The organism is Blautia sp. 210820-DFI.6.14 (assembly GCF_020558815.1).
In the GTDB taxonomy this organism is placed as follows: Bacteria; Bacillota; Clostridia; order Lachnospirales; family Lachnospiraceae; genus Blautia_A; species Blautia_A obeum.
In genome coordinates this window covers 126151-151783 of record NZ_JAJCKS010000006.1, presented here as the reverse complement: position 1 = coordinate 151783, position 25633 = coordinate 126151, and the positions used below count along the sequence as shown (strand labels likewise).

Genomic DNA, 25633 nt, shown 5'->3' with positions numbered 1-25633 from the left:
AAAAAATCTCCCTCACAGCAAAGTACTCCATACCATAGATGAAAGGGAACAGATACTACAATTACAACCAATACTCTATATAGGTCCAACCACATGAAATATATATTTTGCAGTCAAAGTAAATCCTCCCGCAATTGCCGCGTATTCGGTTTTACAACTGCCTATGGCACTACAAAGCCACCGTTAACTTTTGAGGCTCAGCTTCGCGAAATATGGCGCCACAAACACCTTAATCCATTACCAATACCAACTACTTTTCACAGGTATTTTATCAAGATCTTTTTCATCTTTATTCTTACCATGATCTCTTTTTCCAAGATACTCGTCTTCAACATCTTTAGTAGGATCATACCAATCAGCTTTCTTAAAAGCCCACTCAATCCATTCAGGCGTTGCCTCTTCGTTTCCATTTTCAATCATTGCTTTTATGTATGCCCTTATTTCACATGCTATATGATAATCTTCTGCTTTATTGGCTAGCTCTTTGGTGAGCTTTATTTCATTCTCTTTACGTTTACGAATTTCTTCCTGTCTTCTTGCTTCCTCTTCACGTTTCCGCTGTTCTTCCTCCCTACGCTCTCTGATAATTCTATTTTCTTCAGATTTTTCATACAAAGATATAAGAATGTCTCCTAAACGATCTTCCAATTTTTCTTTCTCAGAATCACGAATATAGCTTTTCTCTCCAAATACAATTCTAATTCTACCATTATAGACATAATCATATTGACGAATTTGTGGTTTCGAAGCCCAACTATGTCTTTTTATTTCATCCTCATATTTTAATAATGCCTGAGCCTCCTGCTTGGTAAGCTCATGCTTAATTTTGTCCTTTGCCTCTGCTACTCTGATACGCACAATATCACTTCTTATCTTTATTGATAAATCATCATTAACAGAGCCTCCTAATTTTTCAACTGCCTTAAACAATTCATCCAGAATAGACATAAATCGCTTAATTCCATCCTCGGATACTTCTTTGAAAAAATCTGGTTCATTCTCCGGCTTATCATAACTTGGATTATAATATCTCTGGTTTTGTGCATTCTTTAATTTGGCATTGTACTCAGCAATCTGCTTCTTATATTGAACCAAAGCTTTATGTAATCTTGTATTTTCGTTAATTTCAAGAGAACACGCTACACGCAGAACTTTTTGTCTTTCATCCTCATCAAGGAACTCAAGTATTCCGCTCATTTCTGATACCACGACTGTCTCTTTTTCTTCATTCTTCTTTTCTGGTTCAGGTTCGTTCTGTGTCACAACCAAATCTTCCTGAACAATTTTCTTCTCTTCAACTTTTATTTTCTTAATTCTTTTTACAACAGAATCATTAGTCGGAAGATCCACTAATATACTTCCTTCCCCAGATAATGGCATAACTTCTGCAGATACATCTTTTCCAAAATTTTTTCTTGTCCAATATCCTGATGATGGAAAAGGAATATCCGCCTCTTTGCACGCTTCTATTAGACGTGCATAATGCAAATTGTACTTTCTTGCAACACCAGCAACAGACAGTTCCCATATATCATCATAGATTTGTTGTCGAGTTAGTTTCACTATTCCTTTTTCATTCTCCATCCTGACAATTCCTTTCCTTCGTATTTCTTATCTATATCTGAATACTTTCCCAGCGAAAACGCGTAATCAAATAGTTCTAATTCTGCTGATCCCCGTTTTCGCTTAATAGAAAAACCAGGTCTTTTTTCATTTCTTCAAACTGCTGTATAATCGTCGATAAATTCTTTTCTATATTCTGTACCTGAACCTCTGAAATTCTTCCATACTTATAAGCTATCAATCTCTCAGCAATAATATGGTAAGTCCAGCTTTCAGAATACGTTCTATCTCTATCTTCATTATGAACAGCAAATCCAATTGGAAGAAGATTATTCCTCATGCCAATACTTACTGCCATAGAAGATATTCCTAGATAATCACCGGCAATTTTGCACGTGATCTTTTTCATAATTCTAATTTCATCATCTGTATACTTTGGCATATATACCTCCTTATCAAATCAATTTTCTGAATAAAACATTATTTGAATCTATCTTTACTTCTTCCATGTTACATCAGCTCCTTATATTTTCATCATTAAGTACCTCTATTTTCTGTTTTGTCTAAAAATCAAATAGTGACATCTGGTTCTGAATCAATGACTTCATTTTCCTTTCTTTTATTACATCATCACTTCCAACCCGTCCAAATAATAATGGACTAGATGGATCGTGATTTTGGGTTTGGTTCTCGACAGTCACTTTACTATAATTTGCATAGCAATATGCACATCCATTTTTACATGTGTTATATGTTCCAATATCAATGCTCGCCACACATCCACACACATCACGCTGATTAGAATCTTTCTTTACATCCAGATGAATTTTTCCAATTCTTTCAATTCTTTCCTGATCAATACAGCGAGCATGTGTTATCCCTAATTCCGATAAATCTACTTCCTCGGCGCATGTATCAATATAGAATCCATATTCCTGAGCTGTTTCAACAAAAGATTTCATAATTTCCATCTGTTCATCTTCTGTAGGAACACGTATGCCAAGCGGTCTTATGTTTCTTTCTGTATTTCTATACAAATCCAAAAAACTAACTGTACACTTCTCTGTGTACTTTCCAAGCTTTGACGCTAACGTCTTAAAATATTTCTTATGGTATTCAACAGTATAAGTATCATTGATAAAAATGGGATCATATCGCCATACAATTCTTTCACGCCCAATTTTTTTTGACAGGTCACAAAAAGCAGGTATAAGAACCTGATTTTTTGAAGGTAATCCTGTCTCTATATCTTTTCCATAAGATGTTAGTGTGAATTGGAAATAATATGGATATTCTTTAAATTCATCAATTTTGTCCATCATTGGGACTGGATTCTTAGTCCAAAAAACAATCGCATCAACCACATCACGAGACAAACTTATTTTGCTTATCTGGTGAATATTCATCGGATTACGTACATAAACAAATCCATCATGTATTCTATTAACAAACCATTCTGAATAATACGCTGGAATATCTGTACGTCTACTTGCGCTAATTATCATTTAATACACCTCCAAAATCAATTGAGCACTTTCACAACTCAAAGCCACACAATAGTCTTTTTGAAAATCATCAGTAATTCCATCAAAAATATTTTTCTTTGATGCATATTGAACTGAATTAGCAAAATGATTTACAGACTTAAACCGTCGTCTTAATTCACGATTTACAGTAAGTCCAACTCTCTCAATCTCCTCAACAAAAATTGGAAATGCATCACGACCTGTGTTTATGCTATCAACATCATTGATGATTATTAGCATCGGCGAATTTTCAGGTTTATTTTTTACAATACTTTGTGCCAATTTGGAAAACCATCTTCGCACTCCTCTCACTCCTACATTCGAGTAAAAGTACGAAATTAAATACTGAATTATTATTACATTACACTTAGTTATTTCTCGGTTATCAAAATACTGCAAAACATCAATATTTCTCAGAAACTGCACTTTTCCATCATCATAATTATCAATAATAAAATTATGGATTTCTTCCCAATAAACATTTTTATCTAATCCCACATAAGACAATTTTTGTGGATAATTCATGTATTGGAAAGCCATCAAATCCGGTGCTCCACCACACCCCATAGATAAAATATGAAAATACGGATAATCAGATAAATCTATCTGTCTTAATGCATAGATCATTTCTGAACAATATTTATATGAATATCTACAAACATAGTAATAAAGTAATCTTTCACAATCATATTGTGTTCTTCTTTGTTGCTCATGGAAATGAATATCATCTAAACAAAGCTTGCAGTTTCCATCACATTCATTAACACAACGATCTTTGCCGGTACATGCTCCACATTCTCCACTTTGATATTGTTCATCGCAATATTCAACCAAATCATCAATTAACATCTTTATCCCCACCCAACTTTCTTATTATTTTATCAATCAATGTAATATCTGCCGGCAACCACTGTACTGTATCAAGCGTATCCTTGGTTAACCACTTAGCAGCTTCAGCCTCTTTCAGTACAAGTTCTCCTGAAATCACTTCACACCAGAAGCAATCCATAGATAAATGAAATGTCGGATAGTCGTACTCAATGGTATCAATTAATTCTCCCACCTTAATATCAGCATCCAATTCTTCTTTTATTTCCCTTACAAGAGCCTGCTGTGGTGTTTCACCTTCTTCTATCTTCCCACCAGGGAACTCCCATTGCCCTTTGAACTCGCCATAGCCTCTTGCTGTAGCAAATATCTGCTTCTTTTCATTGATAGAATCACAAATAACTGCTGCCACTACTCTAACTGTTTTCATATATTTTCTTCTTTCTGTAATTAATATCCATACATCGAAAGCAATTGCTCTAACGTAATAATTATTCCAACACTCGCAAGAGCATCTTGTCTTTCTTCGTACAGTTTTTCTATAAGCTTATCTGCATCAGCTCCATAATGAATTTGATTATGGCAATTGCTGCATAATGACACAATGTTTTCTTCAACATCTAATGACACATTAAATTGTTCTGAGAAAGCCATAGGAACTAAATGATGTGGCTCCGTATAATTCTTTCCAGAATTCTTTCGTATAAATGTTGGATGATCGCTATTTATCTCGCATAAATAATTTGCATGAGCTAATGCATTAATTGATACGTGAACAAAATCGCGTCACTCCAGCCGATACAGTATGGAGTTTTAATCGATTTCCTTCTTCTTGATTTTACCAAAGAATCTATGTATTGGAAACTGATTCCATCATATATTCAAAATAGTAACCTTTCTTATCGAATGAAGGGTGCACTTAATAAGCCTTCATTCAGGAGGCTGTTTTTCAGTATTCAAATTCCTTCGCTCAAGTCAACATGTAGTGTCCTCGAAGCAATAGCGAAAGAAGATTTCCTCCACAGGCTTCACATTTACAGATATCCTTTTTGTAAAGGATCATCAGCTTCTCAGCGCAGGTCTTACCTCGGAGTTTTGAAATATATTGAATACAGTTGAGAAGCTTCCGGCAGTGTGCCATCTTTTCTTTCTTGTTCCTACAGGAAAGCAGGCCATAGTGGCGAATTCGGACAAAACCTTTAGGGAGCACATGCATTAGAAACATTCGCAGAAACTCTGTTCCTTTAATGCTTTGTTCGATATATTTACCGCCATTCTTGTAATCCTTTACGAGGTAGGTAACAGTTTCCTCTGTCATGCTGACAATTCTACGGTTACTGATAGCGATACGATGAGTGTAACGACCAAGGTAGTGGATCACAGAATTCGCTCCATTGAATGCCTCCTTCGTATATACAACCCATTTCTTATCGTAGAGGGAATTCAGTAAAGTTTTGAATTCATAATGATTTTTCAAATGTGCTGCCATTCCATGATACTCAAGTTTTTTATCTTCCCAGAGTTGTTTCAGCTCACGAAGATAATACTTTTTGAAGACGGCAGACATGACCTTAACCGGAAAGAAAAACTTCTTTCCCTTATCCTTCCACGTGTTTGCAGCATCAAGTCCACCGCCAAGAACAATGGTGTGGAGATGAGAATGATAATTCATCCTGGAGCCCCAAGTATGAAGTACGCAGATATATCCAATCCTTGCTCCAAGATGCTTCGGATCCGCAGACAGCTCTGCCATTGTTTGATATGCTGCATGGTACAAAGCATCATAAAGGAGTTTCTGATTTGAATAAATCAGGGAATATAATTCTTCAGGAACTGTAAAAACCGTATGAAAGTATGGAACATCCAGTACATTTTCCTGCTGTTTGTCAATCCATTCATCGACCTCCATTCCTTGACACATGGGGCAGTGACGGTTCTTGCAGGAATTATAATGAATATATTTCTTGTGACAGTTTTCGCATTCGCTTAAATTGGCTCCCATTTCAAGAGTATGACATTTGGAGATACACAGTGCCATTAGTTGCTGTTGGGGAGAAAAGTTGTGTGTCTCACAGTATTGCGGAAGAAATAGATGGAATGTGTAATATGTGCTTTCTTCCTTCCACCGGTATTTCTGCCCGTATATTTACCAAATGGCTGGAACTGTCCACACTAAATGAAATCAACGATTTAATTGAGACTGGTTTCGTTCAGACAACAACACGTCGCACTATCTCTCTGCATCCGATGATTCAGGAAATCACCCTTTCAGAGACAAAACCATCTGTAAGTAGTTGTCACACGTTGCTGGTTTCTTTACAGCACATATGTTTAATGCATGGAATGGAAGTAGATTATTATAAAAAGCTATTTCAAACAATCGGAAATATCATAGAATTGATTGAAAAAGATAATATGCCAAAGTATCTGCTTTTTCTGGAAAATGCATTTCCATACATGGATAACTATAACTATCACAAAGGTATGAAGGGAATCATTCAGGAACTGAAGGTGCTGTTAAAGACAAAAAGCATTGGCACCGACTCTGACCGGGCGTTATTACTGGATTTTCAGGCAGCCCTTGAAACCAAACCTGAAAAAGCAATAAAACTGGAAAAAGATGCACTTGCCCAGATAGAAAATATCACTGCTGACAATGCTCGCCTCGTTTCTAACCTTCATGCCAATCTTGGAGGACTTTACCGCATGAACGGTTATCCCGATCTTGCAAGAGAACACATGGAAAAAAGTATCTCACTGCTTGACCAATTTAACCTGCTTCATATAAATGACAGCATACCTCAGATTGCCAATTATGCAATGTTCCTGACAGAACAGCAGGAACCCGAAAGAGGAATCTCCGAATTGCAAAAATTATCCGGCATCATCAAGGAATACCATTCCGATAAATGTCTGGATTATGCCAAAGTACAGGAAACCCTTGCAACCATTTATCTGATGACCGCCAATCTTTCACAAGCCAAAACATATTTTAAAAAAGCTTTCAAAATATATGAAAAGATCTGGGCTGATGAGCCTGAAATGATTGAAGCAAAATATCGGGAGATTCAGGAATTATATCCACAGATTGGATTTTTCATTGGAAAAACTCTATCCGGTCTTTTAACAAAACAAGCATAATTTACGGCGGGCAACTTGCCCGCCGTTATATTCAGCTATTCGTCAAATAAATATATGCATCTTCCAAAGTGATATCATTATCCGGGACACAATTTTCATTTGGCTTTCCTTTGCTTAATATGATAATTCAAAATCACCTGTATAAAGTTGGTAATATCGACCTTTTTCTTTAATTAACTGTTCATGATTTCCACGCTCAATAATTTTTCCGTTTTCCAATACCATAATGCAATCAGCATTTCTAATAGTTGATAAACGATGAGCAATAACAAATGTTGTTCGTCCTGCCATCAATTTATCCATACCGTCCTGCACTAATTCTTCTGTATGAGTATCAATACTTGAAGTAGCTTCATCTAAAACAAGGACAGGAGGATTTGCAACAGCAGCTCTGGCTATTGCCAGTAATTGTCGTTGTCCTTGTGATAAGCTTCCACCATCACCAGATATAATTGTTTGATACCCATCTGGCAACATACGAATAAAGCTGTCAGCATTAGCCAGTTTTGCAGCCTGTATACATTCTTCGTCAGTTGCGTCTAATCGTCCATATCTAATATTATCTATAATAGTACCAGTAAACAAATGAGTATCCTGTAATACAACACCTAAACTTTTCCTTAAATCTGCTTTTTTAATTTTACTAATATTAATGTTATCATATCGAATTTTCCCATCTTGAATATCATAAAACCGATTGATAAGATTTGTAATGGTTGTTTTACCTGCACCTGTACTTCCTACAAATGCAATTTTCTGTCCTTTCTTCGCAAACAGGTTAATATCATGAAGGACTAATTTTTCATCACTATATCCAAAATCAACATTTTCAAAGAGGATTTCTCCGTTAAGTTCTTGATAAGTTGTGGTATCATCTGCTTTATGATAATGTTTCCATGCCCATTTTCCTGTACGTTTTGTACTTTCTATAAAATTTCCTGTAGAATCACATTCTACATTAACTAAACTTATATATCCATTATCACTTTCTGATTCTTCGTCAAGAAGTGCATAAATACGATTGATACCGGCAGTTGCCATAATAATGCTGTTTAATTGTTGGCTTACTTGTCCAAATGGCTGATTAAAGTTTTTATTGAGCGTTAAGAACGATACTAGCATTCCAACGCTTAAACCACCATATCCATTTAATATAAGGATGGAGCCTATAACAGCACATATAACATAGCTTACATTTCCAATTTGAATAATAATAGGCATAAGAATATTTCCATAAATATTTGCTTTTTGTGAACTTTCTTTCAATTCTTCATTAACACTTCTAAAACGTGCTAAACTTCTTTTTTCGTAACAAAAAACTTTAACAACTTTTTGACCACTTATCATTTCTTCAATAAAACCATTGAGTTTTCCTAAATTATTTTGCTGCTGATTAAAATACTTGCTACTTAATGCAGCCGCATTTTTGGCAACGACCAGCATAATAGCAACCATGACCAGAGTAATAATCGTAAGCGGAATATTTAATGTTATCATTGCAACAAAAATACTTACAATTGTTATGATACTGTTAAATAATTGAGGAACGCTTTGACTTAAAAACTGGCGAAGTGTATCAGTATCATTTGTGTAAATCGACATAATATCTCCATGTGAATGACTATCAAAATACTGTATTGGCAGTGATTGCATATGGTTAAATAATTTAATTCTTATTATTTTCATAGTTCCCTGACTAACATTCACCATGATTCGATTATAGATATAAGAACAAAGAATACCTAAGATATAGATCATGGCTATTTTAAACAATGCTGAAGCTAATGGTGCAAAATCCGGATAATTGCTTTCCGTTAGAGGTACAATATAATCATCAATTAACGTCTGCAAAAACAACGTACCTTTAACTGACGCAAGAGCTGAACCAATGATTGCTAAAATAACAACCAACATTTCTATTTTATATTCTTTCCATACTAATCTTAAAAGACGAGATACCCCATTTTGTTTATTATTCATCAAAATCGCCTCCTCCTTTTGTTTGACTTTCGTACATAGAACGATATATCTCATTACATTTTAAAAGTTCATCATGATTTCCAAAACCATTGACTTTGCCATCTTCCATAACGATAATTTTATTGGCATTCTGTATACTCGACACTCGTTGTGCAATAATAAATTTTGTTGTTTCTGGTATATCTTTTGCAAATGCTTCTCTTATTTTTGCGTCTGTTGCAGTATCTACAGCACTTGTAGAATCATCCAATATAAGAATTTTGGGCTTTTTCAAAAGGGCTCTTGCAATACACAATCGTTGTTTTTGTCCGCCAGATAAATTTGCTCCACCTTGTTCAACATAAGTATCATACTTTTCAGGAAATCGTTGGATAAATTCATCAGCCTGTGCCAGTTTGCAAGATTTCATACATTCTTCTAAAGAAGCATTTTCGTTTCCCCATCTTAAATTTTCTAAAATTGTTCCCGAAAAAAGCCGGTTCTTTTGTAATACCACTGCAACTTCATTTCTAAGAATATCTAAATCATATTCTCTTACATCTTTATCACCGACTTTTACACAGCCATCTGTAACATCATATAATCGACAAATAAGATTAACTAAACTTGATTTAGAACTTCCCGTACTTCCTACAATACCGATCACTTCGCCTTGCTTTATATCAATGTCAATGTCAGAAAGGACTTTTTCACCATTTCCATCTTTCTTATATGAAAAGCTCACATGATCAAATTGAACATTGCCATTTTCTACTACCATAGCAGGAGAATCTGGATTTTTTAAATCTGGTTTTTCATCAAGGACTTCCGCAATACGTTTAGTACTTGCAAAACTCATACTCACCATTACAAATATCATGGATATCAACATTAGTGAAATAAGTATGTTGGTAACATAACTGAAAAGGCTTGTTAACTCACCTGTTGTCAAACTTCCACTGACAATCATTTTAGCACCTACCCATGAGATAGCGATCATACAACCATACATAGCTGTCATCATAGCCGGATTGTTTAATGCTAATCGTGATTCAGCTTTAACGTAAAGCTTATATATAAGAGAGGCGGCTTTATTAAATTTTTCTTTTTCATAATCTTCTCTGACATAAGATTTCACAACTCGAATTGCTGTGACATTTTCTTGAACACTTGCATTCAAATCATCATATTTTTGGAAAACACGACTAAATATAGGAATTGTTTTCCATAGTATGAAAGCTATAACAGCAGTCAAGAACACAATAGCAATGCAGAAAATTCCACCCATTTTTGCACTAATATATAACGCCATGATAAGAGCGCTGATTAAACTGATAGGGGCTCTTACACACATTCTAATAATCATTTGATAAGCATTTTGAAGATTAGTAACATCAGTTGTTAGTCTTGTTATCAATCCGGCAGTGCTGTATTTATCAATATTTGAAAATGCAAATGTTTGTATATTTTCATACATTCCATCTCTTATATTACTTGCAACACCAGCAGAAGCGATAGCAGCGTATCTACCTGCCAATACTCCACAAACAAGACCTAAAACTGCTGTCATAATCATACATAAACCATAAACATAAACATTGTTTATATTTCCAGATTCAATGCCATTATCAATAACTGATGCCATAAGCATTAGAATAATGAGTTCCAAGATAACCTCTAACACTGTAAAGACAGCGGCTAAAACAGACGCTTTTCTATACTGTTTTATTTGTTTCAATAAAGTCTTTAACACGGCAATTCCTCCTTTAACTTCTAGTGATACTTACTATTAGTGATAGATAAATGTGTTAAATATTTGCCAACAAATAGTATGTTGGCATAGTTAACACATTATTTTTGACTGTAAAATGCTTGTATTTTATCTATGATTTTTAGCAAACATAAAGAATCATTTTCACCAAGATAAGATAATAATTTACTAAATTCATTTAATGCTTCTTTTTCTGTTTCAGTAAAAACTTCTTTTCCTTTTTCTGTTATATAAACCATAACTTTTCTGCGGTCAAAAGAATCATGAACACGTGTTATATATTCCTTACGTTCTAAGCTGTTCAACGTATTTGCCACTCTTGCAGTAGATAAGTTGAAACGCTCGCTTAATTCTTTTGGATTTGTCTCACTTTTTTCATACGTTAAAAAACCAAGCATTGCCATTTCGCCTTGTGATACTTTCTGCATTTTTTTTATTGGCTCACGTTGCATTAAACCAACAAGCATAAATAACTGTTTTGCCATTTCTTGATTGTTCAAAATAATCACCCCTCATTTTATCTATCACTGTTAGTTACTATTATATTTAGTTTATTTGTTTTGTCAATAGATAATAGTAATTTCTAAAGTTACAGAACGGAAAGAGCAGCTAATCTTCCAGGCACAATGCTCCACTGATAAAGATATGACGAATCTATCCAAGAAATATGACCAGATAAATAACAATCTTGATATCCTGGATTCTCAGGACATGTGATATTGCCGCAGATGACGTGGATTATCTTAATGTGGAGGATCCTGATGTCTTCTCCCATCGTGCATGGGAACTTAAATATCAGAAAGAACAGAAAATACGGCGAAATCAGCCTGCTCGGACTAAGAAAAAGTCATATGATGTAATAATTTCTTTGCTATCTGCTGTTTTATAATCAATTGTTCCCAAATTACCAATCAAGTCAAATGTCATATCTGCATTAACCTGCAATTCATGAAGAATGTTGTAAATTAGTACTATCCACAACGATAACAGGTAATTTAATTATTCGTATTTTTTCCCGATAATGTAAATCGAAACTACCATACCACCTAATATCATAATTAAGAAAATTTTACTCAAAATATCCCATAAAGCTATATTGAAACAATTGATTATTATAATACCTGCAAGAGGATATAGAACAACCGTTGCAAGTGTCCATATTTTTAAAGTTGTGCAGATGTATATCCAATTTCCATTGTTAAAAGATAAACCAACTAGATGTATTCTAAAAATTCCTTGTGAAACATAATTTATCTTGTTGGCATCATAATATGTTGGTAATATGTCTTTTGCAAAGAAACAAAACCATGCACCAAATAAAAGCATTCCCCCGGTAACCAGCAATATATCCCCTTTCATCTCAGCTAATGAACTTCCGGATACAACTAACATAATAATTTCTGTAATAGATATAAAAAAACATAACAAATATGCTAATATCCAGTTTTTTCTATGCTGGTGAATAGAATCCCTAACAGCCATATCAAGAGAGCCTACTACCAATTCCTCGATTTCTTTTTTATCAATATTTTTCTGTGTATCTATTTTTTCTCCACGTAACAATTCTGTAACGGTAACATCTAATATATCAGCTATTGGTATGAGTAATACGACATTGGGCATACTAAGACCACGTTCCCATTTGCTAACTGTTTTATCTGATACATATAATTTTTCAGCCAAATCCTTTTGAGTTAAATTCTTTTCCTTTCTTAATTCGGTTACAAATAAACCGAATTTTTCATTACTAATCTGATACATATATCCACCTCCTGCACACATATTATAATGAGAGCGTGCATAAATCAATCGACCAGCGGTAGAATCGCAGAATATTAGCACATAATTCATCAAATAATCTCCCCATCATGATTATTTCTACAAAGTTATATTCGAATATTTTTTAAGCCATACTATGGAATAATTAAATCGGCAACTTATAACTATGACGGAAAAAACAAGCCTTCCGAAACTTAGAAAAGATCACTTGCTATAGAATTGTAATTTGCTTCTTCTTTGCCCCCTTATAAACACAAAAGCTGAACAAACAGGATTTTTCGTCCTACTTGTTCAGCTCTTTGTTGTGACCGTTCATATCTGCTGTTCTCATACTACTCTGGCACGTATTTTTTAATCTCCTCGTATGTAGCCTTACTCTCAGCAGAGGTAACATCTAACTCGTCCATCATATACTAAAAGAGAAAGTTCCTTATCATGACCTTGGAACGGATTACTACTCCATTATCAATCAGAAAAGATAATCAATAGGAATATTCGTACATTAGAAAAGTTAGGGGTAAATGTAATGATTCAGCCGAAATGAATCTCTTTAACTGTATAATTAAGAGAAGGAAATAAGCCCGCCAAAAGGCGAGCCTATTTAGAATGCTTGTTTATAGGTTATCGCTAAACTACGTTTTCAGGACAGCCCCTTTTTAAAAATTTCTTTTTTTATTCTGAAATCAACCAATCAATCAAGTTGATGGATTTAATACTATCATAGGAAGAATCCATTCCGGTATTTAAGGATAGAACTATTTTTTCGTAATTATCGCTGATTTTTTGAAGTGGTGCTAATTCTCGCTTGCGAACATCTTCGCTGGTCATGGATTCCGTGACCTGAACATAAAGTTTGTCATCTACTTTTGTTGCGATAAAATCCACTTCGGAATTATCCACTTTGCCGATAGAGACATCGTAGCCTCTGCGTAGCAGTTCAAAGTAAACAACATTTTCTATTGCATGTCCGCTATCACGATCTCTGAATCCAAGCAGATAGTTTCTAAGTCCGATATCAACGATGTAATACTTCCCAAGAGTACGTAAGAATTCCTTTCCTTTTGATAAGATTTCTATTCTGTTTGAGAATACGGAGAGCATTGGTTCATTTCCACTTATCCAATGGTAAGGGTTTCTGTCTGCACCTCTCTGGTATCCTCATTGGTCTTGCCCTCGATACCCGGTCTGGATGCAGCACAATTATAAAGTACGTGGCGGATGTGTCTCTGGTCACTATCAAACTCAAACAGTAATGCAAAGGATTCCAATTCCACCTGTGCGTTCTCAATCAGAACACCATTGGCATCTACCGCATTAGAAGCATCATACATTGGCAAGCCTAATCCTGTCAATCATGTTCTCTTCATGATCCTCAAATGTCAAAATCAACATTTTCCCAATATGCTTCACCTCGCAACGTTTATATCTTATTTCTAATTCAAATGCGCTATACGTTCTGCCATAACTTCTTCCATTGTAATCTGTTTTACAGTTTTAATCCTGCCATCATCTTCCCGTTTCACTATCAGATATATCTTATTATCTTTTGCCTCCTTGCTTCCATTCTGGTAATAACTTCCATCCTCGTCCATTAGTAAATGAACTTCTTTTCCATGCCACATCCAGCTCCCTGTGGTAGGATTCTGATCGATGCCCTTCTGTTTATATTCCTGAATCTTTATTTCCGAATCATGATCGTCTCCAACTGCACAGGTGCCCTCTGCTGTTTCCACTGCATTTTCAACTGTATCCTTCTGTTCCGCACAATTTGACACCACATCTTCTGTCACTACTGCTGTTTCCGTCGCTGACCCATCATTGGCTTCCGTTACTGTGTCCTCATCGTAAGCAAACATATGAATAATACTTCCCGTTTCTGTGTCCACAGCTTCCTGTACATAAGATGATTCTCTCCCAGCCGCTGCTTCCAACGCTTCCATCTCCTTTGTCCGCTGGTCATATTCTTCCTGTGTAGCAATCCGAACGCCCGTTAATCTGTAATCATCTTCCCTTACCGTATAGACATCAATTTCACCTTCCGGCATCTGGATTGACTTATAGGTATCCTCAATCTGTCGGTCAATCAGCCATCTTACGGTTTTCCCCTGATAATACAGTGTATCACTGTCTGCATCATAAGTAACACCGTAGCATTCAAGATGAGCAAGTTCATTACGCATTTCTTCCTTATGCCAGTCGGATAATTTTTCCTTTTCTTTCTCCGTCAGATTAGAAGATGATGAATCTTCGGAGATAAATACCTTTCCTCCCATATCATATCCGTAAGTCATTGCCTGCACACTGTAGCCGCATACTGCCACAGATAAGGTAGTTCCCATTAATAAAGCTGCAATTTTTCTTTTCATTATACATCCAACTCCTTTACATTTTTTATTATGTCCATACCATACCATTGAATTTTGTAATGTAATTGGAGTTTATATGTGATTCGTGTGTAATTTATAGAGAAAAGGAAAAACGAACCCCATCACATGTATTACCCATACGATAGCTTGCTCCATGCTGGTCCAAGATCATTTTTACAATATAAAGACCCAATCCGCTTCCACCGGTCTGGCTGTTACGGGACTGTTCCACACGATAAAATGCTTCAAACAAATGGACTAACGCTTCTTCCGGAATAAACACCCCAGTATTTTCAATCTGACAATATACCGTCCCGGTATCTGTTCCCGGTTTCAGCAAAACTCTGATATGATTCCCTTTTTCTTCCGGCGTATAACGGATGGCATTAAGCAGAAGGTTAGAAAAAACTTTGTCCATCATCACCGGATTCACATCTACATACAAATGTTCCGGGATCTCCACTTGCAGTTCCAGTTTTTTATTTTCTATCAGTTCAGCCATATCAGCAATCTGCAGGCGGAGCTGTTCTGCTATATCGGTCTTTTGTGTAATAAATTTGTTATTCTCGATTCGTGAAACAGTCAGAAGTTCCTTTACCATGTCTTCCATTTTTTCTGTGGTTTCCAGTGACCGCTGCAAATAATAATTTCTGTCCCTGTATTCCCCTACTCCCTGCAGCATTCCGGACAAGTGCCCTTTCAATATTGTGATCGGTGTTTTCAGTTCATGGGACACTTCTGAAAAAAATGCAATTCTCTTTTTCTCTATCTTGTGTTCCATTTCGATATCCGACTTAAGCTTTTCATTTGCACTCTTCAGTTCTTCCAATGCTCGTGAGAGGTTTTTGGAAAGCTCATTCAAGCTTTCCCCTAATACTCCTAGTTCATCTGTTCTTTTTCCCTGATAGGAACTGTCAAAATCAAGCGCAGCCATATTTTGAGCCAGTTGACTTAACCTGACGATCGGAAACGTCAAATAAAGGGATGCCCCCAGTGCAAACAATATGGAAACAACAATAGCGATTCCAAGGATATACGGCAGTATCTGATATAATATTTCAAGAGCCTGATTAACTGGCTGCATTCCCCCAGAAACAATCATTGTATATGTTTTCCCACCCACTGTAACGCTGTACCGTTTCACTGCTGAATTATCTCCGGCTTCTGCAATTCCATCAGCCTGTTGGACGACATCCTCTGTTACGACGTCCGCCTGGCCGATTACTTCCTCTTCATAGACCGCATTTTCTTCCTGTGCGATAGTGGTTTGCTCTGCGCTATTTTCGCGTGTCAATATCATATCACCCATATAAACCTGCTCTGCCATACCATTATCCAATACATCTTCTGTCACGGCTGTACTCTCAGCCGGCCATATCCTATTTCCCTGTTCATCCAAAATCACGACTGAAACTTTCGAACCTGCTTCAAACAATTCAATGGCATAAGAAGCTTCATTAATCGTTTCATAAGAATGAATGGTTTCAATCATTTCCTGTGAAACCGAATCAATGTCCTTCTGCAGCTGTTTACTATAATAGGTTGGAAGGAATCCGACAATTACCGCATATGTAATTCCACTGGATGCTGCCAGCAAGACAGCAATCAGTATGCAAATTTTTATGGTCAAACCGTTTTTAATTCTCTTTATCAATCCGGTATCCCACCCCTCTTATTGTACTAATCAGATTTACTCCCAGCTTTTTGCGGATATTCTTAATATGTGTATCCACAATTCGCTCTTCCCCATAATAATCTTCTCCCCATACCATATTTAGAAGTTTCTGGCGTGTCAAAACGATTCCTTTGTTAACCAGCAGAACATATAGCATTTCAAATTCTTTCTGTGTTAATTCAACCTCTATCTGTTCTCCCTTTTCTGCTTTACAAACATAAACATGATGCCCCTTCACATTCACGCTTAACGTTTTATAAGAAATCACCTGCAATTCATCTTCTCTTTGTGTCCTTCTCAAGATTGCTGCAATTTTTCTCAATAAAATGGGTATAGAAAACGGCTTGGTGACATAATCATCTGCATTCATATCAAAGCCTTTGATCTGATACGCTTCTTCATCTAATGCCGTAAGCATGATAATTGGTACATTCGATTCTCTACGGATTAATTCACATACTCCAAAACCGTCTATCTTCGGCATCATAACATCCAACAGCACAAGATCAAACTCGCCATTGTGAAATTTTGCAATCCCATCCACACCATCATACGCCAGTGTAACTGTATATCCTTGATCTATCAAATAGTTTTTTAATATTTTCTGAATGTCATCCTCATCTTCAACAACCAATATTCGATACATAAAATCACTCCCCATAATTTCTTTTTAATATTTCCTGCAATTATACATTAGATATGTGGAGTTACGATGGAGTTAGCAAAAAATATAGAATTATTTTCATACATTATAATAAAACCATTTTCTTTTCATGGCAATGCGTTTTAATCATTCCGAGCGGATCAACAAATATCATAGCTATGCTGCTCTAGGTTCAGTTCAAGAACACCCTCTATGTCATTTCTCTCAATCCCAAAGCTGTCTCCGAACCCATCTTTTTTGCAAGCTTTGAAAGCTTATCCATTGTGTTGACACTCTGGCCATCAACAGTGGACATGGAATCTTTCGTGATACCCATTGTAGCCTGTACCTGGGACATCGAACTTTCAAAACCCGCTGCCGTTTTAAGAGAAGCAGCCCCCATACCGGTAACCGCTACTGTAACCGGTAGAAGCTTCTGACCAGCATTAGAGATATTTTCTCCTGTCGTCTTTAACTTTTCACCGGTTGCTGCAATCTTCTGCATAGCTGTAGCAGACTGGTTTGCTTGTGTTTCAAGCTTTTTCAACTCCTACTCTGCTGCTGTGTGCTTTTAATCTGACCGTTTACACCCTTTAAGGCTGTCTGTAATTTGGTGGTATCTCCACCGATCTCGACAGTAATACCCATGATTCTGTTAGCCACGGCCGATACCTCCTTCCGTAAAAATGGGCATAAAAAAAGCCCAGATTTCTCCAGGCATGAAAAAAGCACCAACCATTTCCGATTGATGCTTTCAAATTATTTTGTTTTTGTAAATCTGTTTAATTGCGTATCCACATCTCGTCCACCGTACATAACACGGATAATCGTAACCACTTGTGTATCATCATCCGGAATATAGAGAACAAGATAATTGTCTACCGGTGCTACGCGCAGACCTCGACTTTTCCATGGTTCCAATTCATATTGACGATATCTCTTCGGCATATGAGCAAGATCCATAATACATGCTTCAAGCCTATCAAGCTGACCACTTGCATTTTCTGGTGTCTGCAGTTCAAAAGCAATGTATTCGAAAATTCCACGAAGGTCTATCTCGGCCTGATCTGAAATCTCGATATCATAAATCATAAACTGTAATCCTTGCGGATATCAGTAAAAACAGATTTTGCTGATCTAGTACGACCAGCCTGCATATCCGCATATCCTTTCTCTAGTTCTGCATTCATCTGTGCTTCTGATAATGCACTAACGTCTACAGGACGAGCGGATGGCATTTTCGCTTCAAAAGGAAGTCCTCTTTGAAGAATAATTTGTTTGTAAAACATATTTATTGCATTGGATGCAGGAATTCCTAATGCTGCTAAGATTTCTTCTGCCTGTTCTTTTACATCAGGCTCAATGCGTGCGTATAAATTTGCTGATTTTGTTGCCATAGTAAACACTCCTTTCGAATTTTTTCTAACTATATTATATTCATTTGTCCGGACAAAAGCAATACTAAATCAGCATTTTACAAATTGTTCATACTCCAAAATCTACAAGTTGATTAAAATTTGTCGAAATACTCCTGAGTCGCCACTTCCTTATATCCTTTATAATCATCGTTACTGTTTTCAGCATACATATCATTCACGAGGCCAATGGCAAGCAAATCCAGGTCTCGGATACTAATCCCCAGCTGTACGCAACGAAGCAAAAATAAAGGTGTTGTCATCGGGCGATCTGTTGGACGAACTTTTTTTAGCACTTATATCCGTTTGAACATCAACTCTAAAAGTGGTGGAATTCCCAAGCCACCTCCAACAACAATGCTTTTTGTTGCCTGATCTGGTAGTGTAAATCCATTTCCCAATGGTCCCATAATACGAATGCTGTCATTCTTCTGCAACTGTGAAAACTGCTTTGTACCTTTTCCTGCAATCCTATATACAATAGTTACGCTTTTTTCTGAGATAGCTGACAAACTTATTGGACGTGCCAACAGATTTCTTTTATCCGGTGGGTATAACATAATAAATTGCCCCGGTTCTGCTGTATATGCTATCTCTGATGCCGCCAGTTCCATTTTCCATATTCCTGCTGTAATTTCCTCATTTTTTACTATAGTTGCAAGACCATATGTATTCATTTCAGCCCTCCTTTCTCATAAACCCGTAATGCTTTTATCATTTTCCCTTACAGATGCCGCAAATTCTCACGATATCTTCTCAGTTCCTTTTCATCTACAGAATCAATAACCTCATTCAACCATTTTGTCATTTTTGCCTTATCTTTCGGCAAATATCCCTCTACATTGATACAGTTAGACGCACCCATTGTTGCAAAATAAGTTTCGATGTTAAGATTTTCAATCAATGTCTTTAACTCGTACAGTTTTTCGATTTCTGTTTCTTCTGTCCAATTTCCATTCTGAATTTCCTGATACAATTCCGAAGTCGGATAGATTGTCAACATGGAAGATACAATAATCTTCGGATGAACCTGATTAAACACTTTTGCAGTATTTTGGGCTCCAATTTCTCCACGACCAGAGCCATAGATTCCGGCAAGATAAAAGAAATTATAGTCCATACCGACCTCGTCCAGTCTTTTGCTCTCTGCAATAATCTCCTTTGTACCAAAACCTTTATGCATAAAAGACAGTGATTCCTCATCACCTGCTTCTGCACCAATAGTGATACTGTTATATCCCAGTTGTCTAAGCTCCCTAAGCTGTTCTGTGGTTTTTGGTGTAATATCGGTAATGCGGGCAAAACAGCCAATCGACTGCACCTTTGGATAATACTTCTTTACCAACTCTGCCAGAGTTTTCAGCTTATCAAAACTCAGAACAAATGGGTTTGCCCCAGTAAAGAAAACTCTTTTTGCATTCCTGTGATAACGACTGATTTCCTTCAAATCTTCCTCTATCTCAGATAATGGGGACATACGAAATTTAAATGGTACATCCTCATAAAGAGTACAGAATTTACATTTATGATGAGTGCAGCCAGCCGTTACCTGAACCAGGGCACTGTACGCCTCATAAGGTGGTCTCCAAATTGTTCCTGTGTAATGCATAATATATATTATATATTCTCCTTTCGTTAATTCATCTTTGCTAATGCACTTTGAAGCACTGTAGCTTTATCTGTCCATTCCCATGGAAGCTGCAAATCTTTTCGTCCAAAGTGCCCATATGATGCTGTGGGCTTGTAAATAGGTTTTCTAAGCCCTAACCCGTTAATAATTGACAAAGGTCGTAAATCAAAGAACTCATCAATCAATTTCAAAATCTGTTCTTCCTGTATCACCCCTGTTCCAAAAGTATTTACAGAAACTGAAACTGGATTTGCAACGCCGATAGCATACGCTATTTGTATTTCACAGCGGTGGGCAATCCCTGCCGCAACTAGATTTTTTGCCACATACCTTGCTGCATAAGCTGCACTGCGGTCAACCTTCGTTGGATCTTTTCCATTGTATGAAATCCATTTTTCAAGCAATATCTTCCTGTTGTTTTGGTTAAAATCACTTCTGGTTCACTTCCAAAGTTTTGAATACTACGAACAGAAATCTGAATATTATGTTTTATTACTATCACCTCCGTTCAAACACAGTCTAAATTGAAAAAAAATATTCCACAAGTACTGTCTTTTTATTGTCTTAGACGCATTTTTCTTACCTGGTATTAAAAAAAACACTACCTTGATATTCATTAACTGATATTTTATAATTTGTATACAAAGGAGGAGCTATTATGGCTGATAACAAATTTTCTCGTAGTCAGAGCCTTATGGCAAGCTGCGTTCCGATGACCAAATTGCAGTCCGTTATTGGAGGGAAATGGAAAATTTTAATTATGTGGTACATTTCAGTTTATAAAGTACAACGCTTCGGGGAATTACAAAGAAGAATTGGCGATGAAATCACAAAATCAACGCTTACCAAACAGTTAAGGGAATTGGAAAATGACGGGTGGATCAATCGTCAGATTTATCAAGAAATACCTCCCAGGGTAGAATACACTCTTACAGAATTAGCCGAAAGTTTTGTCCCAATTTTAGTGCAGATGAAAGAATGGAGTGAAACACATTTACGCTAACCATGTCTTCCATAAAAGTACTACTTTCCTAAGTAATCAACTATCGGCACGCCCTTCGTGCGTGCCTAAAAGATACATAGCAAGCACTGCCTGTGTCATGACACAGGCGAAATCCCCCACACTTTCCTATCGCCTGTGTGGTTGAATTTCCATAGGGAAGTATCCCTAACCCTCTCTTGATTTTTCTTCGGTCTTCCATCGAAATACATTGACCTTTCCTGCCGTTTTTGCTACAATTTGCTATGGGTAATTACACCCAAAATTGAATAAAACACGAAACAGACTGTTGTAAAAATCGAACATTTTACAGCAGTTTTTTGTACCCAAATTTAGAAAGGACGTGGCTCAATGGAAAACAGAAACCGCACCAATCCGGTGCAATTTTATCTCAGTGATGATGAGCAGTACATTCTCAATACCAAGTTCAAAGCATCCGGTATGAAAAGCATGTCAGCTGTCTTACGCAAGCTGGTTTTATATGGATATGTGTATGATGTCGATTACAGTTATCTGCGAATTTATAATACAGAGCTTGGACGAATCAGCTCAAGTCTGAATCAGATTGCAAAGCGGATAAACAGTACCGGAAACATCTATCAGGACGATATGAATGAAGTAAAGGAGTTGATGAATAAAGTATGGCATACACAAAAATCCATGCTATCAAAGCAGGGAGAACAGTCCTAACAAAGCCTATCATCTGATACAGGCTTTTGCTCCGGGAGAAGTCAGTTATGAGGAAGCTCACCGCATTGGAAAAGAACTTGCTGACAAAGTTTTAGAAGGGAAATATTCGTATGTTCTCACCACACACATTGATAAAGGACATATTCATAATCACATCATATTTTGTGCTACTGATAACATCGAGCATAACAAATATCACGACTGCAAACAGTCGTATTACCACATCCGGAAACTAAGTGATGAACTATGCAAAGCGCATAACCTTTCCATCATCATTCCGGGTGGTGAACGTGGTAAAAAATACAAAGAATGGCAGTCTGATCAGAATGGCTCTACTTGGAAAACCCAGCTTAGAAGGGACATCAATTTTTGCATCAAATCTGCTTCCACATACGAAGATTTCTTACTTTTAATGAGAGCCAAAGGATATGAAATTAAACCGAAAACTGAAAAATCTGAATCAATACCTCGGTCAGACACAGCCCGATTTTACCTCCGAGCAGTCCAGAAAAAAGAATAATCCCATCTTGTAGCTTGTTAATGTTAAACCCATGTATTATACTTAATTTATTATTACAAATGTTTAGGAGAGACTATGGCAAATACAGATTACAAATCACCCGATGCTTTAATGCGGCATCTTAGGGGTAATGGAATTTCCATCTCAGGAAGTTCACAAAAACAGCAGCTCATCAATACCGGATATTTTCATGGATATAAAGGATACCGTTTTTTTGTATCTTCCTCTAACAGACTTCCATTCACTTCATATAATGAGATTAACGCAACCATACAATATGATACAAAATTAAAATCTCTTTTATATGGAAAAATGATGTTTATAGAAACTGCGCTTAAAAATATTGCGTTGAACACCATTATGTCAGAAATTGATTCCAGCAGTATCTATGATATGTACGATAAAGCAATCAGCAGCTACAAAAATGCACCAGCCGGAACCCGTGAAGATATAAAAAAGAAATACCAGAACAACAAACTAAATCTTCAAGGCTCCATACAAAATGCCATTGCTGCTGCATACCGAAAAGAGAATCCGAAAATCACTCATTTTTATAATAATGTCAATTACAATGAAGTTCCTTTATGGGCAATATTTGAAATTCTCACTATGGGCGATTTTGGATATTTGCTTTCATGCCTGACCATTGATATGCGTGAAAAAGTATCCCGTGCAATCGGCATCAATCTATCAAGCGATACTTACCGGGAATTACTTTATAAATATGTATATGCCTTAAAAGATTTAAGAAATGCCATTGCTCACAACGATGTGGTATATGATACCCGTTTCAAAAAAATGGACCCTTCAAGACCAATGAAACAATGCCTGATTTTAGAAATGGGGATGCCGTACATAAATTTCAAAACAATCGGCGATTACATCATCCTTATCTATTACTACTTAAAATTACTGAAAGTCTCTAAAACAGAGATCAAATCATTCATCCGTGAATTTGAAAAGATTACAAGAGAATACGAAGCTTCTGTAAACCCGAATGTTTCAGCTATTTCGATTCATCCTGATTTGTTCTCTCGCTTAAACATCTTAAAAAATTCCATATAATGCTTGCATATTTTACCTGCCTATAGTATATTATAGATAGCAATTGGGGTATGTGTTTGCGGACACATACTTGGAGGAGTCGGAGTGATCCGGCTCCTCTTTAATTTTTAATAAAAAAAACGGTAGTCAAAAGGTGCACCTAATGACTACCATATTTTTATTCTGCCGCTTCCAATACCAATGTGGCATGTTCCTCGTCACTCATTTTTTCCAGTTTTTGCACAACTCTCACCGACAATTCCACCAGATCATCATCGTCGATGTGTCCAACTGCTTTGTGAATGTCCTCGATCACTTTTGTCCTGCTGTCACTCTGAAAAATACATATCAAATTTGTTTCTTCTACCGTAAATGGATTATTCATATTCCTATATCTCCTCTCTGTTCGTTTTTTTCGCCTTATTCTGCTCTTTGGAATCTTTCTTGCCCTGTGCCACTTCCGTCTGCTTGGCTGCCAGACGCTCCTTTAAGGAAGTACGAGCCTGCGGCTTTTCTGCCTGTTCTTTCTTTTCTTCCTCACGATTGAATTTCTCCACGCCATTGTTGAGCCTGTCATCAATCATGTTATAATTCTGCTCATCCAGTCCCTCTAAGAAACTGCCCTCGATCATGTACTGCAAATCCGGCAGCAATTCCTCATAATAATCTACCGCAATCCTCTCAGCTATCTCCATAAGTCTTTCTTCAAACAGCTTCTTGTCATCTGTGGCACCATAGGTCTGCTCCAGACGCTTGATGACATCTTCCTTATGTTCCTCATGTAATTCCCATAGTTCCGGATACCGTCCGATTCTCCTTGCCGCATGGACATCTGAAACATCAAAAACATATTTCAGGCGCTTTCCATGTGCATCATCCTCATCCAAAAGTGCGATACCTTTTGCACCTTTGTTTACCCAGCAGTGCATACGCTCATTCCACAGTTCGATGGAAGCACACGCTGTTGCGTCCGGTCTTTGTGCATAGATCAAAAGCTGTTCCCGGAACGGATACTTATACAGCCTTGCCGCTGTGGTGAGGTATTTCATCCATTCCTCACGATTTTTGACAACCTCGGCTGCTGTCTCTTTTGCCAGAGCCGATATAAAATCATATTTTCTCACGCAGTTCTCCTTCCTGTCATAGATACGACAAAAAGGCAGCCACATACACTACATGACTGCCTTTCCCTTACTTCCCATTACATTCCTATTCTGTTGTACCAAAGCTGAAAATCTTACTCTCAACCGCTTTCTTAGGCGTAAACCTTGCCTTAACTTCCGCAACCCTCCCCTCTAATGCTTGAAACATAGCATCTACCTGTTCCTGTGTATACTCGTAGGAACCTCGGTTCGCAAGATTTTCCAACCTGCCAATGGCATTCACCGCCTTATTCATGCGGTACTCGCCAATACGAATAAACTTCTCCGCCTTTGTCTCATTTTCCTTTGCTGCAGGCTCACCCTGCATTTCCTCTGTAGTCATTGTCACATTTGTTTCTTCCATGTGATTCTCCTCCATTTTTGATAAAAAAGAGCGTACAGGTTTTCCCATACGCTCTGACGCTGCGTTGTTATTTAGTTAAGTGTGGTATTAGTAGTGTTCCGACAAACCTGAATTTATTTTAATATCCATGGTCAACATGTTGCCATTGTCCGCCATTTGTTCTAACTAAAATCCACTTCCAATCATTGTATGTACTATTTGGATTCAGAGAACCATCTCCTCCAGATGAATCAACATCGAATGAAGATAGCAAAACAATGACTTCATCTGCATTGTTCCTATCTGCCCAATCTTGATAGTCTTTAGAGCTGTCATCCCCTGCATAATAAATTTCTGTAAGAGTACATCCATTCCAGTTGCTCTTAAACTCTTTTTTTATGGTGTCAATAGCAGCTGCAATGTCCTCCTCAGAATATATTTCAGATTCTACATTATGCGTATTTACTTCATTAACATTTCCGCCACAAGCACTCAAACTAAATACAAGCAGAATACATAGCATTGCACATACAATCTTTTTCATAATTCACACTACCTCCATCAATTTCGATTGAGATTTCACCTGTTTTAAGAGATT

At 36.8% G+C, this 25633-nt stretch carries 28 protein-coding genes and 6 pseudogenes; 5 read left to right on the top strand and 29 right to left on the bottom strand.

Annotated features, from left to right (window positions below; translation table 11 throughout):
• Window positions 1–75: 75 nt before the first annotated feature.
• The 8 genes from LI112_RS18685 to LI112_RS07360 all read right to left on the bottom strand — a co-directional run bounded on the left by LI112_RS18685 (window position 76) and on the right by LI112_RS07360 (window position 5955).
• The gene (locus tag LI112_RS18685) at window positions 76–165 is read right to left on the bottom strand and encodes a macro domain-containing protein (protein ID WP_369123569.1); all 90 of its coding nucleotides are present in this window, start codon (window positions 163–165) and stop codon (window positions 76–78) included.
• A gap of 72 nt (window positions 166–237) precedes the next feature.
• The gene (locus tag LI112_RS07390) at window positions 238–1584 is read right to left on the bottom strand and encodes a hypothetical protein (RefSeq protein WP_227190449.1); all 1347 of its coding nucleotides are present in this window, start codon (window positions 1582–1584) and stop codon (window positions 238–240) included.
• Between the two features lie 76 nt (window positions 1585–1660).
• Complete coding sequence (locus tag LI112_RS07385) at window positions 1661–2005, bottom strand: hypothetical protein (protein WP_227190448.1); 345 nt, start codon at window positions 2003–2005, stop codon at window positions 1661–1663.
• A gap of 121 nt (window positions 2006–2126) precedes the next feature.
• Window positions 2127–3068 (bottom strand): DUF1848 domain-containing protein, encoded by a 942-nt coding sequence (locus LI112_RS07380; protein WP_227190447.1) that lies wholly within the window; start codon window positions 3066–3068, stop codon window positions 2127–2129.
• Window positions 3069–3938, bottom strand: coding sequence for a hypothetical protein (locus tag LI112_RS07375; RefSeq protein ID WP_227190446.1), 870 nt, complete (start codon window positions 3936–3938; stop codon window positions 3069–3071).
• Window positions 3928–4347, bottom strand: a complete 420-nt coding sequence (gene mutT / locus LI112_RS07370; RefSeq protein WP_227190445.1) for an 8-oxo-dGTP diphosphatase MutT — start codon at window positions 4345–4347, stop codon at window positions 3928–3930. The genes LI112_RS07375 and mutT overlap by 11 nt, the downstream gene beginning before the upstream one ends.
• Window positions 4348–4367: 20 nt before the next feature.
• Window positions 4368–4622, bottom strand: coding sequence for an HNH endonuclease (locus tag LI112_RS18680; protein WP_227190453.1), 255 nt, complete (start codon window positions 4620–4622; stop codon window positions 4368–4370).
• A gap of 265 nt (window positions 4623–4887) precedes the next feature.
• On the bottom strand, window positions 4888–5955 hold the full coding sequence (locus LI112_RS07360; RefSeq protein ID WP_237976523.1) for an IS91 family transposase: 1068 nt from the start codon (window positions 5953–5955) through the stop codon (window positions 4888–4890).
• 44 nt (window positions 5956–5999) lie between these two features.
• Here LI112_RS07360 and LI112_RS07355 point away from each other — a divergent pair.
• Window positions 6000–7058, top strand: a pseudogene (locus tag LI112_RS07355) (tetratricopeptide repeat protein); the annotation flags it as partial.
• Window positions 7059–7172: 114 nt separating this feature from the next.
• On the opposite strand, the gene LI112_RS07350 reads toward LI112_RS07355, so the two are convergent.
• From LI112_RS07350 to LI112_RS07275, 17 genes and pseudogenes are all read right to left on the bottom strand, one after another.
• Window positions 7173–9038, bottom strand: coding sequence for an ABC transporter ATP-binding protein (locus LI112_RS07350; protein ID WP_227190443.1), 1866 nt, complete (start codon window positions 9036–9038; stop codon window positions 7173–7175).
• Window positions 9031–10770, bottom strand: a complete 1740-nt coding sequence (locus tag LI112_RS07345) for an ABC transporter ATP-binding protein (protein WP_227190442.1) — start codon at window positions 10768–10770, stop codon at window positions 9031–9033. The genes LI112_RS07350 and LI112_RS07345 overlap by 8 nt, the downstream gene beginning before the upstream one ends.
• Window positions 10771–10868: 98 nt before the next feature.
• Window positions 10869–11288 (bottom strand): MarR family winged helix-turn-helix transcriptional regulator, encoded by a 420-nt coding sequence (locus LI112_RS07340; RefSeq protein WP_227190441.1) that lies wholly within the window; start codon window positions 11286–11288, stop codon window positions 10869–10871.
• Between the two features lie 322 nt (window positions 11289–11610).
• A pseudogene (locus LI112_RS18490) lies at window positions 11611–11736 on the bottom strand (DUF4825 domain-containing protein); the annotation flags it as partial.
• A gap of 51 nt (window positions 11737–11787) precedes the next feature.
• Complete coding sequence (locus LI112_RS07335; RefSeq protein ID WP_227190440.1) at window positions 11788–12549, bottom strand: helix-turn-helix domain-containing protein; 762 nt, start codon at window positions 12547–12549, stop codon at window positions 11788–11790.
• A gap of 690 nt (window positions 12550–13239) precedes the next feature.
• Window positions 13240–13668 (bottom strand): DUF4143 domain-containing protein, encoded by a 429-nt coding sequence (locus LI112_RS07330; RefSeq protein WP_330664210.1) that lies wholly within the window; start codon window positions 13666–13668, stop codon window positions 13240–13242.
• A gap of 20 nt (window positions 13669–13688) precedes the next feature.
• Window positions 13689–13877 (bottom strand): annotated as a pseudogene (locus LI112_RS07325) (phage tail protein); the annotation flags it as partial.
• 123 nt (window positions 13878–14000) lie between these two features.
• Complete coding sequence (locus tag LI112_RS07320; RefSeq protein WP_227190439.1) at window positions 14001–14933, bottom strand: hypothetical protein; 933 nt, start codon at window positions 14931–14933, stop codon at window positions 14001–14003.
• Between the two features lie 94 nt (window positions 14934–15027).
• Window positions 15028–16587, bottom strand: coding sequence for a HAMP domain-containing sensor histidine kinase (locus LI112_RS07315; RefSeq protein WP_227190438.1), 1560 nt, complete (start codon window positions 16585–16587; stop codon window positions 15028–15030).
• A complete protein-coding gene (locus tag LI112_RS07310; RefSeq protein WP_227190437.1) occupies window positions 16571–17254 on the bottom strand; it encodes a response regulator transcription factor in 684 nt (227 codons plus the stop codon). Before LI112_RS07310 ends, LI112_RS07315 begins: the two co-directional genes overlap by 17 nt.
• Window positions 17255–17486: 232 nt before the next feature.
• Window positions 17487–17914, bottom strand: a pseudogene (locus tag LI112_RS07305) (phage tail tape measure protein); the annotation flags it as partial.
• Between the two features lie 96 nt (window positions 17915–18010).
• Window positions 18011–18343 (bottom strand): type II toxin-antitoxin system RelE/ParE family toxin, encoded by a 333-nt coding sequence (locus LI112_RS07300; RefSeq protein WP_227190436.1) that lies wholly within the window; start codon window positions 18341–18343, stop codon window positions 18011–18013.
• Window positions 18340–18648 carry a type II toxin-antitoxin system RelB/DinJ family antitoxin gene (locus LI112_RS07295; RefSeq protein ID WP_227190435.1) on the bottom strand — a complete coding sequence of 103 codons (309 nt, stop codon included), beginning with the start codon at window positions 18646–18648 and terminating at the stop codon, window positions 18340–18342. The genes LI112_RS07300 and LI112_RS07295 overlap by 4 nt, the downstream gene beginning before the upstream one ends.
• Window positions 18649–18761: 113 nt before the next feature.
• The gene (locus tag LI112_RS07290) at window positions 18762–18929 is read right to left on the bottom strand and encodes a hypothetical protein (protein ID WP_227190434.1); all 168 of its coding nucleotides are present in this window, start codon (window positions 18927–18929) and stop codon (window positions 18762–18764) included.
• A gap of 33 nt (window positions 18930–18962) precedes the next feature.
• Window positions 18963–19343 carry a hypothetical protein gene (locus LI112_RS07285; protein WP_227190433.1) on the bottom strand — a complete coding sequence of 127 codons (381 nt, stop codon included), beginning with the start codon at window positions 19341–19343 and terminating at the stop codon, window positions 18963–18965.
• A gap of 47 nt (window positions 19344–19390) precedes the next feature.
• Window positions 19391–20275: a radical SAM protein gene (locus tag LI112_RS07280; protein WP_227190432.1), complete on the bottom strand. Its 885-nt coding sequence runs from the start codon at window positions 20273–20275 to the stop codon at window positions 19391–19393.
• 26 nt (window positions 20276–20301) lie between these two features.
• Window positions 20302–20682, bottom strand: a pseudogene (locus LI112_RS07275) (methionine adenosyltransferase domain-containing protein); the annotation flags it as partial.
• Window positions 20683–20954: 272 nt separating this feature from the next.
• On the opposite strand from LI112_RS07275, the gene LI112_RS07270 reads away from it, so the two are divergent.
• The 4 genes and pseudogenes from LI112_RS07270 (at window position 20955) to LI112_RS07255 (ending at window position 23571) form a co-directional block, all read left to right on the top strand.
• Window positions 20955–21299, top strand: a complete 345-nt coding sequence (locus LI112_RS07270; RefSeq protein ID WP_227190431.1) for a helix-turn-helix domain-containing protein — start codon at window positions 20955–20957, stop codon at window positions 21297–21299.
• Window positions 21300–21647: 348 nt separating this feature from the next.
• Window positions 21648–21986: a plasmid mobilization relaxosome protein MobC gene (gene mobC, locus LI112_RS07265; protein ID WP_227190430.1), complete on the top strand. Its 339-nt coding sequence runs from the start codon at window positions 21648–21650 to the stop codon at window positions 21984–21986.
• Window positions 21970–22425, top strand: a pseudogene (locus tag LI112_RS18485) (relaxase/mobilization nuclease domain-containing protein); the annotation flags it as partial. The gene mobC and the pseudogene LI112_RS18485, both read left to right, overlap by 17 nt.
• Window positions 22426–22581: 156 nt before the next feature.
• Window positions 22582–23571 (top strand): Abi family protein, encoded by a 990-nt coding sequence (locus tag LI112_RS07255; RefSeq protein WP_227190429.1) that lies wholly within the window; start codon window positions 22582–22584, stop codon window positions 23569–23571.
• Window positions 23572–23728: 157 nt separating this feature from the next.
• Here the strand turns inward: LI112_RS07255 and LI112_RS07250 are convergent, their stop codons facing one another.
• The 4 genes from LI112_RS07250 to LI112_RS07235 form a co-directional block, all read right to left on the bottom strand.
• Complete coding sequence (locus LI112_RS07250) at window positions 23729–23935, bottom strand: transposon-transfer assisting family protein (RefSeq protein ID WP_176933901.1); 207 nt, start codon at window positions 23933–23935, stop codon at window positions 23729–23731.
• Between the two features lie 4 nt (window positions 23936–23939).
• Complete coding sequence (locus LI112_RS07245) at window positions 23940–24674, bottom strand: hypothetical protein (protein ID WP_227191232.1); 735 nt, start codon at window positions 24672–24674, stop codon at window positions 23940–23942.
• Window positions 24675–24759: 85 nt separating this feature from the next.
• Window positions 24760–25056: a hypothetical protein gene (locus LI112_RS07240; protein ID WP_227190428.1), complete on the bottom strand. Its 297-nt coding sequence runs from the start codon at window positions 25054–25056 to the stop codon at window positions 24760–24762.
• 118 nt (window positions 25057–25174) lie between these two features.
• Window positions 25175–25579, bottom strand: a complete 405-nt coding sequence (locus LI112_RS07235) for a lipoprotein (protein WP_176935808.1) — start codon at window positions 25577–25579, stop codon at window positions 25175–25177.
• Between the last annotated feature and the right edge of the window lie 54 nt (window positions 25580–25633).